This window comes from Streptomyces tamarix, assembly GCF_032423885.1.
Taxonomy (GTDB): Bacteria; Actinomycetota; Actinomycetes; order Streptomycetales; family Streptomycetaceae; genus Streptomyces; species Streptomyces tamarix.
Window position 1 is genome coordinate 73,998 of sequence record NZ_JAWCTQ010000013.1, and the last position, 13,855, is coordinate 87,852.

The following is a 13,855-nucleotide window of genomic DNA, read 5'->3' on the forward strand; positions in this document are numbered from 1 at the left end:
TGAATTTCGGCCGTGTAGGGCTTCGTCTAACGGGGCTTCTGGCCGGGTTGACGGCAACGGCGGCGGACACCTGGGTGTCCGCCGCCGTTGCCGTACGTATGTCAGGGGCGGTCGAGGGCGAGGCCGAGGAGGTCGATGGCATCGCGCTGGAGACGTAGTCGGACGTGGGCGTAGATGGTGGCGGTGACGCCGATGTGGGCGTGGCCGAGGAGTTCCTTGATCACGACGGGTTCGACGCCCTGTTCCAGTAGCAGGGTCGCGGTCGAGTGCCTGGGGTCGTGGAAGCGGATGCGGCGGAGGAGCGCGGTGAAGACTCGGGCGAGGTTGGTCGGGTCGATCGCTCCGCCCTGCGCGCTGGTGGACACGTGCCCGCTGTGCTGCCATGCCGCGCCCGCGGCCTCACGCTCGCGCTTCTGCTGCCTGTGGCGGAGCTTCTGCGACTGGACGCAGCGGGTGGGGAGGGCGTGCGCCGCTCGGCGGCCCGCGTCTTGGTGGACGGCGTAGTGGGCCCGCCTGCGCTGGTGCTGCGCTGCACGGTTCGGCGGATGGCGGCGGTGCCCACGCCGAGGTCGAGGCCTTCCCGGCGCAGGCCGAGGAGGAGTTCTCCTCGGGGAGTCCAGGTGGAGGGAGGGCCAGCACAGCGTGTGCGACCGGTGCCTCCGCCCGCCCGCCCGCATCCCGCCCGCCGGGCGCGGCCCGGTTTGACCGGTCCGGCGGGGGGACCTAGTCTTGACCGTCGGCGTGTTTCCATGCGCGCCAGCTCCTGAGCACCTTCCCTCCCGGCCGAGGTCGGGGGAGGCCGTTCCGACCATCCGGTCCAGTCGCGGGCCCCGCCCGTGCGGGCGGCTGGCGTCAGGGGTTTCCGTTTCGAGCGAGGAGAGATCCGTGTACGCCATCGTGCGCAGCGGTGGCCGCCAGCACAAGGTTGCTGTCGGCGACATCGTTGAGGTTGACAAGATTTCCACTGCCAAGGTTGGCGACACGGTCGAGCTCTCGACCCTGCTCGTTGTCGACGGCGACTCCGTGACCAGCGACCCGTGGGTCCTGGCCGGGATCAAGGTCCAGGCCGAGGTCGTGGACCACCACAAGGGCGCCAAGATCGACATCCTGCGCTACAAGAACAAGACCGGCTACCGCCGTCGTCAGGGCCACCGCCAGCAGTACACGGCGATCAAGGTCACTGAGATCCCCACGGCTGCGAAGTAAGGGACTGAGGAGACATGGCACACAAGAAGGGCGCATCGTCCACCCGGAACGGTCGCGACTCCAACGCTCAGCGGCTCGGCGTGAAGCGCTTCGGCGGTCAGGTCGTCAACGCCGGTGAGATCCTGGTCCGCCAGCGCGGCACCCACTTCCACCCGGGCGCGGGCGTCGGCCGCGGCGGCGACGACACGCTGTTCGCGCTGCAGGCCGGTTCGGTGCAGTTCGGCACCTTCCGCGGTCGCAAGGTCGTGAACATCGTTCCGGTCGCCTGATCGGACGCTTCGCGAGGGCGGGCCTCTCCTCCCGTACGGTGTACGCCGTGCGGGAAGAGGGTCCGCCTTTCGCTTGTTACAGCTGTCGTAGCTGAGACACCTCGTACGTTTTCCTTTCTGCACCGCTGGAGGCACCCCACCATGACCACCTTCGTGGACCGCGTCGAGCTGCACGTCGCCGCGGGTAACGGAGGCCACGGCTGTGCCTCCGTCCACCGGGAGAAGTTCAAGCCGCTCGGCGGCCCCGACGGGGGCAACGGCGGGCGCGGCGGCGATGTGATCCTCGTCGTCGACCAGTCCGTGACCACGCTCCTCGACTACCACCACTCGCCGCACCGCAAGGCCACCAACGGCAAGCCCGGCGAGGGTGGCAACCGCTCCGGCAAGGACGGCCAGGACCTGGTCCTGCCGGTGCCGGACGGCACGGTCGTCCTCGACAAGAGGGGCGAGGTCCTCGCGGACCTGGTCGGGCACGGCACCCGGTACGTGGCGGCGCAGGGCGGTCGCGGCGGCCTGGGCAACGCCGCGCTGGCCTCGGCCCGCCGCAAGGCGCCCGGCTTCGCGCTGCTGGGCGAGCCCGGAGACGTACAGGACATCGTCCTGGAGCTGAAGACCGTCGCCGACGTGGCGCTGGTGGGGTACCCGAGCGCGGGCAAGTCCTCGCTGATCTCCGTGCTGTCCGCGGCGAAGCCGAAGATCGCGGACTACCCGTTCACCACCCTCGTGCCGAACCTCGGCGTCGTCACCGCCGGCTCCACCGTCTACACGATCGCCGACGTGCCCGGCCTCATCCCCGGCGCCAGCCAGGGCAAGGGCCTCGGCCTGGAGTTCCTGCGCCACGTCGAGCGGTGCAGCGTGCTCGTGCACGTCCTGGACACGGCGACGCTGGAGTCGCAGCGCGACCCGCTGTCCGACCTGGACGTCATCGAGGAGGAGCTGCGCCAGTACGGCGGGCTCGACGACCGGCCCCGCGTCGTCGTCCTCAACAAGACCGACATCCCGGACGGCAAGGACCTCGCCGACATGGTCCGCCCCGACCTGGAGGCCCGCGGCTACCGCGTCTTCGAGGTGTCGGCCGTCGCCCACCAGGGGCTGAAGGAGCTGTCGTACGCGCTGGCGGAGATCGTGGCCCGGGCGCGCGCCGCGAAGCCGAAGGAGGAGGCGACCCGGATCGTCATCCGCCCGAAGGCCGTCGACGACACCGGCTTCACCGTCACCCAGGAGGAGGACGGGCTGTACCGGGTGCGCGGCGAGAAGCCGGAGCGCTGGGTCCGCCAGACCGACTTCAACAACGACGAGGCCGTCGGCTACCTCGCCGACCGCCTCAACCGCCTCGGTGTCGAGGAGGAGCTGATGAAGGCCGGGGCCCGCGCGGGCGACGGCGTGGCCATCGGCCCCGAGGAGGACGCGGTCGTCTTCGACTGGGAGCCCACCATGATGGCGGGCGCCGAGATGCTCGGCCGCCGCGGCGAGGACCACCGCATGGAGGCCCCGCGCCCCGCCGCCCAGCGCCGCAGGGACCGCCAGGCGGAGCGGGACGAGGCGGAGCGCGCCTACGACGAGTTCGACCCCTTCTGAAAGCACCTGCCCCTGACGGCTCGTCAGGGGTGAGTTCCCGTCCCGGACTTCGGCGGGGCCGCTGTACGGCGGCCCCGCCGAAGTCGTGCGCCCCGCGCCGCGCACCCCGCCCGCCGTGCCCCGCCCCCGGGGGCGGAGAATGGTTTCCGGTCCGCACAACCTTTCGCATTCGGCCACCGTCCAGCTGTCCGGGCGACCGCGCGGCGGGCCTTCACGCACAGACATGGGGCACCGGTGAAGATCTCTTTCCTCATCCACACCGTCTACGGCATCGGCGGCACCATCCGCACCACGCTCAACCTCGCCGAGGAGCTCGCGGACCGGCACGAGGTCGAGATCGTCTCCGTCTTCCGCCACCGTGACACCCCCCTGTTCACGATCGACCCGCGCGTCACCGTCGTCCCCCTGGTCGACACCCGCCCGAAGTCCCCGACCTGCGAGAAGGAGCACCCCGACCTGCTGGCGCCGGCCGAGTGCTTCCCCCGCGCCGAAGCGCGCTACAAGGAGTACGGCAGGCTCACCGACGAACGGGTCCGCGCCCACTACGCGCGCTCCGACGCCGACGTGGTGATCGGCACCCGCCCCGGTCTGGTCGCGTACGTCGCGCGGTTCGCGCCGGACGGCGCCGTGCTCATCGGCCAGGAGCACATGACGTACCACCACCACAAGCCCGCCCTGCGCGAGGAGATGAGGCCGCACCTGGAGGCCCTCGACGCCTTCGTGACCGTCTCCGAGGGCGACGCGGCGGTGTGGCGGGAGCACATGGACCTGCCCGGCACCCGTGTGCTGTGCATACCGAACAGCGTCCCCGAACCCGTGGTCGCCCCCTCCGACCGGTCCGGCACGACCGTCGTCGCCGCCGGGCGGCTCTCCGCGGAGAAGCAGTACGACGTACTGATCCGGGCGTTCGCGAAGGTCGTCGCCGTACGTCCGGAGTGGACGCTGCGCATCTGCGGCTGGGGGACCGAACGGGAGAGGCTGCGGCGGCACATCGACGCCCTCGGCCTCCACAACCACGTCTTCCTCATGGGCCCGCGCTCGCCCATCGAGCCCGAGTGGGTCAAGGGCGCCATCGCCGCGTCCACCTCGCGGCACGAGTCGTTCGGCATGACCCTCGTCGAGTCGATGCGCTGCGGCGTCCCCATGGTCAGCACGGACTGCGACCACGGCCCCCGCGAGATCATCGAGGACGGCGAGGACGGCCTGCTCGTGCCGGTCGGGGACGCCGGTGCCGTGGCCGCCGCGCTGCTGCGGCTGATCGACGACGAGGCGCTGCGCCACCGGATGGGCGAGGCGGCCCTGCGCAACGCGCGCCGCTTCGACCCGTCGGCCGTCGCCGGGCGGTACGCGGACCTCTTCGCGGAGCTGGGCGCCGGCGCCCGGTCCGTCGATGGTGCCCATGTCGGCGCCCGGTCCGCCGACGGCGCTAGGTCCGCCGACGATGCCCATGCCGGCGCCGGGCCCGGCGGCGCCCGCACCGGTGTCCGGTCCGGCGGCGCCGTACGCGCGTCGGGGGACACCGCGCCCGGCGGGTGGGCCGGGGACGGCTTCGAGCCCGTCGCGGACTGCGTCGCCGAGCAGGACGGCTCGCTCACCGTCACCCTCGTGTCCCCGCCCGGCGCGGCCGCCCGGTACGAGGGCCTGCGCCTCGTCGCCGTACCGCAGGGCCGCGGGACGGCGGAGCGCGCGTACCCGTTCCGGCCCGGCGGCACCCTCACCCTCCCCGCCGGCGAGGACCTCCCGGAGGACAACTGGGTGTGCCACGCCGAGCAGCCCGCCACCGGACTGCGCGCCCCGCTCACCGCGCGCGCCGTCGACCAGCGCGGCTCGCTGCGCCCCGCCGACCGGATCGGCCCCGGCGACGGGGTGCGCCACCTCGTCCCGTACCGGCGCCCGCCGCACCACTCGCTGGAGCTGCGCTCCTGGGTGCGGGCGGTGCACGCGGAGGCGGGCGACGTCGAGCTCACCGACGACCACGCCACCGTCACCGGCCGGCTCATCGGCCCCGTCGACGAGCCGACCGCACCGCCCGAGCTGGTGCTGCGCCGTTACGACAGCCACGAGGAGGTCACCCTCGCCGGCACCTGGCTGCCCGGCCGCCGCTTCCGCGTCACCCTGCCGTGGGAGGAGCTGGCCGGACGGCGCCGCCGCGAGCAGGACACCTGGGCGCTGTGGCTGCGCCACACCCCCGGCCGGCCGCCCGTGAAGATCGCCCGGCTGCTCGACGACGTGGTCGCCAAGGCGGACGTCTTCGCCTACCGGCCCGTGCGGCGGCACAAACGGCGACCGCTGCTGCTGGTGCGGCGGGCGGTGCGCACGGTGCGGAGGCAGCCGCAGTTGATGACGGACCTCACGCTCCGCTACGACGGGCACAACGCCCTGTACGTCCGGGTCACCGGTGCGTGACCCAACGGCCTCGCCACGGAGCCGACGAGCAAGACGAGCAAGACGAGCAAGACGAGCAAGACGAGCAAGACGAGCAAGACGAGGAAGGAGGTGAGGGCGTGGTCGCGGAGTCCGCGGAGCCCGCACGCCGTGGACGCGGTGGGGACACGGCACCTCCCGGACCGGCGGATCGTGTGCGGTCCGTCACGACCGCGCCCCCTTCCGGCCCCGCCGACAGGACCGGCCACCCGGTGAACCACCGGTGTCCGGCAAGGTTCCACCCCCTTCGTCCCACCTTGCGAGACGGTCACGGAGGGTGCGACCATCAGCCCGTTCCCCGAGCCATAGCAAGGTAGGTCGTCCCTGTGTCTGCGCCTCCGTCCGCGCCTCGTGAAGCCAAGACCCGCACCACCGCCGTCGTCCTGGCGGGGGGCACCGGCCAGCGGGTAGGGCTCGCGATCCCGAAGCAGCTCCTGAAGATCGCGGGCAAGGCGGTCATCGAGCACACGCTCACGATCTTCGAGCGGGCCGACTGCGTCGACGACGTGATCGTGCTGATGGCGCCGGGGTTCGTGGCCGACGTCGAGAAGATCGTCGCCAAGGCGGGGCTGACCAAGGTCACGCGGATCATCGAGGGCGGTGCCACGCGCAACGAGACCACCGAGCGCGCCATCCGCGCCCTCGGCGAGGGACTCGCGGACGGCGAGGACCCCAACGTCCTCTTCCACGACGCCGTGCGCCCGCTGCTGTCACAGCGCGTGATCAAGGACTGTGTCGCCGCCCTCGACCGCTACCAGGCCGTGGACGTCGCCATCCCGTCCGCCGACACGATCATCGTGACCCGCACGCACGGGGAGGACGGCGAGTTCATCACGGACGTGCCGGACCGCTCCCGGCTGCGCCGCGGCCAGACCCCGCAGGCGTTCAAGCTGTCCACGATCCGCAGGGCGTACGAGATCGCGGCCGGCGACCCGAACTTCCAGGCCACCGACGACTGCTCGGTCGTGCTCAAGTACCTGCCGGACGTGCCGATCCACGTCGTGCCCGGCGACGAGTACAACATGAAGGTGACCCAGCCCGTCGACGTCTTCATCGCCGACAAGCTGTTCCAGCTCGCCTCCACCGCCGCCCCCGCCCAGGCCGACGAGGACGCGTACCGCGCGCTCCTCTCCGGCCGGACGCTCGTCGTCTTCGGCGGCTCGTACGGCATCGGCGCCGACATCGCCGCCCTCGCCGAGCGGTACGGCGCCCGCGTCTACGCGCTCGGCCGCTCGACGACCGGCACGCACGTCGAGAACCCGCAGCACGTCGAGGACGCGCTGGCCACGGCGTACGGCGAGACGGGCCGCGTCGACTACGTCATCAACACGGCCGGAGTCCTGCGCATCGGCAAGCTCGCGGAAACCGACAACGCCACCATTCAGGAAGCCCTGAACGTCAATTACCTGGCACCTGTGCAGATTGCGCGTGCATCGTACAAGTACCTGGTGGAGACCAAGGGGCAACTTCTCCTCTACACCTCCTCCAGCTATACCCGAGGCCGCGCCGAGTACAGCCTCTATTCGTCGACCAAGGCGGCCATGGTGAATCTCACCCAGGCCCTCGCCGACGAATGGGCGGCCGATGGAATCCGCGTGAATTGCGTCAACCCGGAGCGCACCGCCACCCCGATGCGGACCAAGGCGTTCGGCCAGGAGCCCGCCGGGTCGCTGCTCTCCTCCGAGGCCGTCGCCCGCACCTCCCTGGACGTCCTCCTCTCCGAACTGACCGGCCACGTCATCGACGTACGGCAGCAGGACCCGACCCGCGCGGCGGGCGAGGCGTCCGGCTTCGAGCAGGCCCTGGCGGCCGTCCTGGACCGCCAGGAAGATGTGTAATACTCGCAGGACGTGAATTTCCGGGCCCCTGCATCAGCGAGAGATTCGCGAATGCGGGGGCCCGCTCAGTGAAGTCGTACCTTCACGGATACAAAAGCCTTGTAAAACAACCGGCATCCCCGTCTGGAGCAGGTTCTACGTGATTTCGACCGTCATTCGACTGGCCCGGGTGGGCAGTGGGTCGGAGCTGGCCGCGGCAGTCCTCCTGGGACTCGGATATCCGTGCGTCATGCTCGCCGCGCTGATCCCGGACATCTGGCTGTTCGCGGGAGCCGGCGCCGTCACCTACGTCGCCGACTGGTACCTGCACCAGAAGAAGAGCTATCTGGTCGACCGCCTCAACAGCGTCCGCGCCGGGCTGCCGATCCGCTTCCTGCTGCGCCAGCTCCTGCTGGTCCTGCTCCTCGCCCGCGAGGGCCTCGCGGAACAGCCGGTGTTCTACGCCACGGTCGCCTGCTTCCTCCTCTTCTACGGGCTCCAGGCCCCGCACGGCGCTCTCACCACGCTCATCAGGCTCCGCCGCACCATGCCGGTGGTCACCCGCAACGTCGACCTGCACGGCGTGCGCATCCCGGACGCCCCGCCGCGCGCCCTGCTGCACCGCGCCGGCGAGAAGATGCTGCACCTCGACCTCCCCGCCGTCGTCGGCGTCGTCGTCGCCGTCGTCACCGGCCGGCACGCCTTCGCGTACGCGGGCGCGGCCGCCACCCTGGGCCTCGGCGTGCTCTCCGTCCTGCTGCTCGTCCCGTACGTGCGCCGCAAGCGCCGCGTCCCGGGCGCCGGCGCCGTCCTCAGGGCCGTCGACACCTGGCTGCGCGAGTACCAGCCGACCGTCGCGCTGTACTTCTCCGGCTCCGACGAGGCGGCCTACCAGGTCAACATGTGGCTGGACACCATGGAGGGGGTCGACGGCCGGCCGATCGTCGTCATGCGTGAGCCGGAACTCGTCCCGAAGCTGAGCGACACGGCCGTACCCGTCCTGTGCATCCCGGGCGGCCAGCACACGATGGCCCGCGACTGGTCGACGCTCCGCGTCACGCTGTACCCGGCCAACGTCGGCAAGAACATCCACATGCTGCGCGTGCCGACCTCGAAGCACGCCTTCATCGGGCACGGCGACAGCGACAAGCTCGCCAGCGTCAACCCGTTCTCCAAGGTGTACGACGAGGTGTGGACCGCCGGCCCGGCCGGCCGCGACCGGTACGCCCTCGCCGACGTCGGCGTCCGCGACGAGGACATCGTCGAGGTCGGCCGCCCCCAGCTCGCCCCCATCGAGCGCTGGACGGGCACGCCGAAGAACCCCGTCCCGACCATTCTGTACGCCCCCACCTGGGAGGGCTGGGACGGCGACCCCGGCAACACCTCGCTGCTCCGCGCCGGCGAGAACATCGTCAGGCGGTTGCTGGACGCGCCGGACCCGGTTCGCGTCGTCTACAAGCCGCACCCCTTCACCGGTCTCGTCGACAAGAAGGCCAAGGCCGTCGACGAGCGGATCCGCGCGATGATCGCCGAGGCCGCCGCGCGGCGCGCCGCCGACCCGCGCTGGGCGCGCGAGGCCGCCGCGGCGCAGGCCGGGCAGGCCGCCGCCCGCGCCGAACTGGCCCGGATCGAGGCCCGTCTCGCCGCCCTCTCCGGTCCGGGCCGCAAGGGCACCGACGAGGCCGAGACGTCCCGGGTCTCCCTCGCCGACCCGCACCGCCTCGCCGAGGTCAAGCGGCTGCGCGCCGAGTGGAACGACGCCTACTGGCGCTCGTTCGGCTGGTGGGAGCACCGCGTCGTCACCGGCACCCGGCCCCACCTGTACGACTGCTTCAACGAGTCGGACGGCATGGTCTCCGACATCTCCAGCGTCGTCTCCGACTACATCGCCAGCGGCAAGCCGTACGCGGTGACGGACTCCGCCGAGCTCGGCGCCGACGAGTTCCGCCGGCAGAACACCGCCGTACGGGCCGCGGTCGTCCTCTCCAACAGCGCCGTCGAACTCGACGAGCTGCTCGCCGCCGTGGCGGACCCGGCCGCCGATCGGATGGCGGAGGAGCGGCGCGCCCTGAAGCGGTACCTGCTCGGCCCCGACGAGCCCACCTCCACGGAGCGCTTCAACGCCGCGGTGCGCGCGCTGGCCGCCGAGGCGGAGGCGCGCAACGCGCGCGTCGCGCAGCGGCTCGCCGGGCGGACCATCGGCGAGCTGGACCGCGAGGACGGCGCGGCCCCTCCGGGCGTCGGGGACGACAGCCCGGAGGCCGTGGCGGAGGGGAAGGGCGCCGCCGCGCCGACGGCGGTCGGCTGACCCCGCGACGCACGCGCCCGAGGGCCCGGCCCGGCGTGGCGCCGCACGGCCCGTACGGGACCTCTCGGGGACGCGTGCGGGCCGTCCGCCGCATCCGGGTTCGGGGGCGGCGGACCGTGTCCGGAAACCTGTCCATCGGGTGGAACACGCGCGCGCCGACCCGTCCGCCTGGCATAGATTCGCCACGTGACAACGGCTAGGCAGCACGTGACGGAAGCCCGCAGGATCGTCGTCAAGGTCGGCTCGTCCTCCCTGACCACCGCCGCGGGCGGCCTCGACGCGGACCGCGTCGACGCGCTCGTCGACGTACTCGCCAAGGTCCGCGGAGAGGGCGAGCGGGAGATCGTCCTCGTGTCGTCCGGCGCCATCGCCGCCGGCCTCGCGCCGCTCGGCCTCGACCGGCGCCCCAGGGACCTCGCCCGGCAGCAGGCCGCCGCCAGCGTCGGCCAGGGCCTCCTCGTGGCGCGCTACACCGCCTCCTTCGCCCGCTACGGCGTACGCGTCGGCCAGATCCTGCTCACCGGCGACGACACGAGCCGCCGCGCCCACTACCGCAACGCGTACCGGACGCTGGAGCAGCTCCTCGCGATGGGCGCCCTGCCGGTCGTCAACGAGAACGACACGGTCGCCACGGACGAGATCCGCTTCGGCGACAACGACCGGCTCGCCGCGCTCGTCGCCCACCTCGTCCGCGCCGACCTGCTGGTGCTGCTGTCGGACGTCGACGGCCTGTACGACGGCGACCCGAGCCGGCCCGGCACGTCCCGGATCGAGGAGGTCCGCGGCCCGGAGGACCTGGCGGGCATCGAGATCGGCTCCGCCGGGAAGGCCGGCGTCGGCACGGGCGGCATGGTCACCAAGGTCGAGGCGGCCCGGATCGCGGCGGCGGCCGGGATCCCCGTGGTCCTCACGTCGGCCAGCCGCGCCGCCGACGCCCTCGCCGGCCGGGACACCGGCACATACTTCCACCGCACCGGGCGCCGCTCCGCCGGACGGCTGCTGTGGCTCGCGCATGCCTCCGCCCCGCAGGGCGCCCTGACTCTCGACGAGGGGGCCGTACGGGCCGTCGTGCACGGGAAGAAGTCGCTGCTGCCCGCCGGGATCGCCGCCGTGGAGGGCGAGTTCGGCGCCGGGGACCCCGTCGAGCTGCGCGACACGGAGGGCCGTCCGGTCGCACGCGGCCTCGTCAACTTCGACGCCAAGGAGATCCCCCAGCTCCTGGGGCGCTCCACCAAGGAGCTGGCGAGGGAGCTCGGACCGGCGTACGAGCGGGAAGTCGTACACAGGGACGATCTGGTCGTCCTGCACCCCTGGAACGGCTGAAACTCGGGTCAACCCCCGGGCACCTTCACCAAAACCGCCCCACGTCCCGCTCGGGACTGGTCAACTTTGTCTGGGGGGTAAGCGGGGTGACAGCACGACAACGCATCAACAGGAGGCCGCCGGTGAGACGAGCGCGCCCAGGGGCTGTGCCCCGCGGGACGACCGAACGTGCCTTGACCAGTGTCGAGGCCGGGGCCGATTTCGACGACGCCGCGTTCCGGTCCGGGACCGGTGCGGGCGCCACTGCGGGGACGGGCACGGGGAAGGGCCCGGGGGCGGCCGACCGCACCCCGGACCGGCCGGTGTCCAAGCTGTGGCACATCACGCTCAGCGTGTCGGGCCGGGAAGCCCCGCTGCAGGAGGTCCGGCGGGCGCTCGAACAGCTCGCCCACGACCATCCGTTCCTGCTGACCAGCAGATACGCCAACGATCACGCCGAGATCCGGTACTGGGAGGAGGCCCGCGACCTGCACGACGCGGCCGCCGTCGCCCTGCGTCTGTGGGGCGAGCACCGGCAGAGCGCCAAGCTGCCGCCGTGGGAGATCGTCGGCCTGGAGGTCATCGACCGGGAGACGTACCACCAGCGCATCGCCGAGGGGTACGGGCCGCCGCCCGCCGCTCCCGTCGGCGTGCACCCGTACTGATCCGGCCACACTCCGGTCGGGCCGGTCCCGGCAGGAGCGGCCCGGGCGGGGCCCGCGTGGGGCCTGCGCGGTGTCCCGGGAGGGACGTGTTTCGGCCAGGCGCTCCGGTCGGCCGCCCCGGCGGGGTGGCTGGGAGTGCCGCCCCGGCGGAGTGGCTGGGCGTCGCCTCGGGGAGGTGTCCCGGCGGGTGTCTCGGCGGGGTGTCTCGCGGAGCGGGACGGAGTGGGACAAACGAGGGACGCCCACGGGAGAGCGCATTACCCTGCGGGCATGACCTCGCAATCCGCCTCCCCGTCCATGAACCCGTACGACGACATGTCGCCGGTGGCGCAGGCCGGCTACCGGGCCCGTGCGGCCGCCGCCGAGATCGCACCACTGCCGCGCGCGGCGAAGGACGACGCGCTGCTGGCCATGGCCGACGCCCTCGAAGTCCGCACGGCCGAGATCGTCCAGGCGAACGCCGAGGACGTGGCCCGGGCCCGGGAGGCCGGCACCAGCGAGTCCGTCGTCGACCGGCTGACCCTCACCCCCGAGCGGGTGCGGGCCATCGCCGCCGACGTCCGGCACGTCGCCGCGCTGCCCGACCCGGTCGGCGAGGTCGTGCGCGGCTCGACCCTCCCCAACGGCCTGGACCTGCGGCAGGTGCGCGTCCCGCTCGGCGTGGTCGGCATCGTCTACGAGGCCCGGCCCAACGTCACCGTCGACGCCGCCGCCCTCTGCCTGAAGGCGGGCAACGCCGTCCTGCTGCGCGGCTCGTCCTCGGCGTACGCGTCCAACACCGCCCTGGTCCGGGTCCTGCGCGACGCCGTCGGCGGCGCGGGCCTCCCGGCGGACGCCGTACAGCTCGTGCCGGGCGAGTCGCGGGACTCGGCGCGCGAGCTGATGCGGGCGCGCGGCCTCGTCGACGTCCTCATCCCGCGCGGCGGCGCGTCGCTGATCCGCACGGTCGTCGAGGAGTCCACCGTCCCCGTCATCGAGACGGGCACCGGCAACTGTCACGTGTACGTCGACGCCCAGGCGGACCTCGACATGGCCGTCGACATCCTGATCAACTCCAAGGCGCACCGCGTCAGCGTGTGCAACGCCGCCGAGACCCTCCTCGTCCACCAGGACATCGCCCCGAGTTTCCTGCCGCGCGCCCTGGACGCCCTCGCCGAGGCGGGCGTCACCGTCCATGGCGACGAGCGGGTCCTGTCATACGCGGAGGGTTCCAAGGCCACCGTCGTCCCGGCCACCCCGGAGGACTGGGAGACCGAGTACCTGTCGTACGACATCGCCGTGGCCGTCGTCGACTCGCTGGACGCCGCCGTCGCCCACATCCGCCTGTGGACCTCCGGGCACACCGAGGCGATCGTCACCACGTCGCAGGCGGCCGCCCGCCGCTTCACCCAGTTGGTGGACTCCACGACGGTCGCCGTGAACGCCTCGACGCGGTTCACGGACGGCGGCCAGTTCGGCTTCGGCGCCGAGATCGGCATCTCCACGCAGAAGCTCCACGCCCGCGGCCCGATGGGCCTGCCGGAGCTCACGTCGACGAAGTACATCGTCACCGGCGACGGCCACATCCGGTAACCGCCGCCGCCCGGCCCCCGCGTCGCGGCAGGAGGAGGTTGTGCACTCTCCCTGCCGAACGGCACCGTCCCGGTCTACTCTGAGACACGTGCCGGACGACGTGGGGGGCAGGCCGTTCCCGGACGGCTGGGAGCCCGACGACGACCGCGGAGGCGCCGACGAGGAATTCGCCTCCGTGGTGTTCGACGAGGACTTCGTACGAGCAGCCGAGGTCCACGAGCCGACCGCCGTCGAGCGTCTGCTCGCCGCGGCCCAGGCCCGGGCCGACGCGGACGCTGCCGGGGCACGCGGTGGCCCGCCGCCCGACGACGACCCCTACGGACCGGGCGCCCCCGCCCCGCGGGACGGCCACGACGACGACCCGTACGACCCGTACGGCTCCCACGACCCGTACGGGCCCTACGGCGGCGCCCTCCGCCCGTACCGCCCCGGCACGCACTGGTACCGCCCCGTCGCCTGGCTCGTCGCCCTCCTGATGGGCCTCGGCATGGTCGCCCTCGCCTTCACCGCCGTGTACCGCAGCTCCTCCGGTGAGCGCGACGAGCAGATCCCCGCCCCGGCCAGCAGCGACGTCGGCCCGGACAGCGCCCCGCCCACCGCCGGCCGCTCCGCCCCACCGGTCCCGGCCACCCCCGGCGCCCCCTGACTCCGGCGGACCCCACCACCGCGCCCCACGCCGGTTCCCGACCCGTGGCGACCCGCCCGACTCGACGT

Annotated in this window: 10 protein-coding genes and 1 pseudogene; 10 read left to right on the forward strand and 1 reads right to left on the reverse strand. The window is 72.8% G+C overall.

Features of this window, described 5'->3' with window-relative positions:
• Window positions 1-101: 101 nt before the first annotated feature.
• Window positions 102-598 (reverse strand): annotated as a pseudogene (locus RND61_RS12970) (tyrosine-type recombinase/integrase); the annotation flags it as partial.
• A gap of 287 nt (window positions 599-885) precedes the next feature.
• On the opposite strand from RND61_RS12970, the gene rplU reads away from it, so the two are divergent.
• The 10 genes from rplU (at window position 886) to RND61_RS13020 (ending at window position 13,787) form a co-directional block, all read left to right on the forward strand.
• The gene (gene rplU, locus RND61_RS12975) at window positions 886-1,206 is read left to right on the forward strand and encodes a 50S ribosomal protein L21 (protein WP_315878054.1); all 321 of its coding nucleotides are present in this window, start codon (window positions 886-888) and stop codon (window positions 1,204-1,206) included.
• A gap of 14 nt (window positions 1,207-1,220) precedes the next feature.
• Window positions 1,221-1,475: a 50S ribosomal protein L27 gene (gene rpmA, locus RND61_RS12980; protein ID WP_010476314.1), complete on the forward strand. Its 255-nt coding sequence runs from the start codon at window positions 1,221-1,223 to the stop codon at window positions 1,473-1,475.
• 141 nt (window positions 1,476-1,616) lie between these two features.
• Complete coding sequence (gene obgE / locus RND61_RS12985; RefSeq protein WP_315878055.1) at window positions 1,617-3,053, forward strand: GTPase ObgE; 1,437 nt, start codon at window positions 1,617-1,619, stop codon at window positions 3,051-3,053.
• 234 nt (window positions 3,054-3,287) lie between these two features.
• The gene (locus RND61_RS12990) at window positions 3,288-5,459 is read left to right on the forward strand and encodes a glycosyltransferase family 4 protein (RefSeq protein WP_315878056.1); all 2,172 of its coding nucleotides are present in this window, start codon (window positions 3,288-3,290) and stop codon (window positions 5,457-5,459) included.
• Window positions 5,460-5,803: 344 nt separating this feature from the next.
• Window positions 5,804-7,315 carry a bifunctional cytidylyltransferase/SDR family oxidoreductase gene (locus tag RND61_RS12995; RefSeq protein WP_315878057.1) on the forward strand — a complete coding sequence of 504 codons (1,512 nt, stop codon included), beginning with the start codon at window positions 5,804-5,806 and terminating at the stop codon, window positions 7,313-7,315.
• A gap of 139 nt (window positions 7,316-7,454) precedes the next feature.
• Window positions 7,455-9,602, forward strand: coding sequence for a hypothetical protein (locus tag RND61_RS13000; RefSeq protein WP_315878058.1), 2,148 nt, complete (start codon window positions 7,455-7,457; stop codon window positions 9,600-9,602).
• Between the two features lie 207 nt (window positions 9,603-9,809).
• A complete protein-coding gene (proB, locus tag RND61_RS13005; protein WP_315878123.1) occupies window positions 9,810-10,925 on the forward strand; it encodes a glutamate 5-kinase in 1,116 nt (371 codons plus the stop codon).
• 122 nt (window positions 10,926-11,047) lie between these two features.
• Window positions 11,048-11,569, forward strand: a complete 522-nt coding sequence (locus RND61_RS13010) for a hypothetical protein (RefSeq protein WP_315878059.1) — start codon at window positions 11,048-11,050, stop codon at window positions 11,567-11,569.
• Between the two features lie 270 nt (window positions 11,570-11,839).
• Complete coding sequence (locus RND61_RS13015) at window positions 11,840-13,141, forward strand: glutamate-5-semialdehyde dehydrogenase (protein WP_315878060.1); 1,302 nt, start codon at window positions 11,840-11,842, stop codon at window positions 13,139-13,141.
• 88 nt (window positions 13,142-13,229) lie between these two features.
• Entirely contained in the window at window positions 13,230-13,787 is a 558-nt protein-coding gene (locus RND61_RS13020) for an SCO2584 family spore wall biosynthesis protein (protein WP_315878061.1), read from the forward strand.
• Window positions 13,788-13,855 lie beyond the last annotated feature (68 nt).